At 39.2% G+C, this 1,563-nt stretch carries 1 protein-coding gene; it reads left to right on the plus strand.

The features are described 5' to 3' along the window. Window positions 1-128 precede the first annotated feature (128 nt). Entirely contained in the window at window positions 129-1,487 is a 1,359-nt protein-coding gene (locus CVD23_RS21250; RefSeq protein ID WP_101667099.1) for an IS1182 family transposase, read from the plus strand. The last annotated feature ends 76 nt before the right edge of the window (window positions 1,488-1,563 follow it).

Consider the following 1,563-nt stretch of genomic DNA (forward strand, 5'->3'; position numbering starts at 1 on the left):
TGAATCAATTTCATAAATTTAACCCCTTGAACCCCAATGGTTCTGAGACGCAAAAAAAGGAGTACCTCCCCAAAATGTCGAAATAAGTAAGCACCACACAAACTTATAAGACTGGAGGAAGACTCCCTATGACTATTATACGACAAGGAAGCCTGTTTGGCTTACAAGAATTATATGATTTAGAACCTACCCAACGATTTGAAGCTATTTTTTCGGCTATTGACATAGATCCAATCTTCGCTGTGGTAACGAAGAAATCACGTTTTGGCAGGCCTGTTGAGCTAAACTATGCGGCTATGATTTACTCCTTGGTGGCCCGAATTTCGGAACGAATTCCATTTATTAAAGATCTAGTGAAGCGTTTAAAAAATGATATGATTTTCCGTCTTGACTGCGGGTTTTTAGTATCTGATTCCGTGCCATCAGAAGCTGCGTATTCAAGAATGTTAACGATCATTAGTGAATCAAATATCCTGGAAGAAGTTCAAGAGACACTTCTTCATCAAGCAATCCAAGAAGGATTTATTACAGATGATACAGTAGCCATTGATGCCACACATTTTGAAGCACGAGATCAGGCACCTCCAAAGGATCATGAGAAACCTAAAGAGGAACCTAAGAAACGTGGCCGCAAGTCCAAAGAGGAAAGGGAAAAATGGTTGATTGAAAAAGCCGAAAGGGAAGCCAATCTTTCTATTTTCGAAAAGAAAATCGAAGATCAATTGAACGTTCCTTTAGCCGAACTTCGCAATGAAATTCCTCAAGATCCGCAGTGGGGCGTGAAGAAAAATAGCGAAGGAAAAAACGTCTTTTGGTACGGTTATAAAGGGCACTTAGCTGTAGGGACATCCAGCCAATACATTTTGCAATCCCTATTCTCTTCCGGCAGCCTAAACGACGGAAAGGCAGCTATTCCTTTATTAAAGGGCATCCAAGAACGTGTGCCGCTCCCTTCTTTACGCTATGAAACAATGGATGCCGGATACGATTATGAACCTATTTATACGCAGATTCATCAAATGGGTCATCAAGCTGTGATTGCCTATAATAAACGCAATGAACCTGAACCTATTGGCTTTGATAAACATTTTGCACCCACATGTTTCAGAGAATATTCCTACCGCTATGATAGTTTTGACCCGAAGTATGAAACACTTAAATACACACGGCCAAAGGAATGTAAAGAATGCCCCTTAGCTAATGAAGGTCTCTGCCAAAAGATATACAAAATAAGGATTACCACGGATCTTAGAAAATACACAGCCCCAGCTCGAGGATCAAAAGCCTGGAAATCCATATTTAAACGCCGTACCGCTGTGGAGCGTGTGAATGCTTATCTCAAAGGATATTTCCAACTGGACAATGTTCGTTATCGTACTGGAAAACGTGCCAAGGTCCATTTTGACATCATTACATTAGTTTATAATGCTTCAAAATTAGCTGTTGATCGTATCAATGCTCAGTTAAATCAACAACAAGCTGCTTAAATTTAAAAATTTTAAAGAGAAACTAAATTTTGTAGGTCTGTGTTTCTTTAAAAAAAGGAATTATGAAATTGATTCA

The sequence above is a fragment of the Bacillus sp. V33-4 genome, assembly GCF_002860225.1.
GTDB lineage: Bacteria > Bacillota > Bacilli > Bacillales > Cytobacillaceae > Bacillus_BJ > Bacillus_BJ canaveralius.

Bases quoted from the DNA above. Each gene is read 5' to 3' on its own strand.
- CVD23_RS21250 (WP_101667099.1), top strand. From the start codon at position 129: ATGACTATTATACGACAAGGAAGCCTGTTTGGCTTACAAGAATTATAT.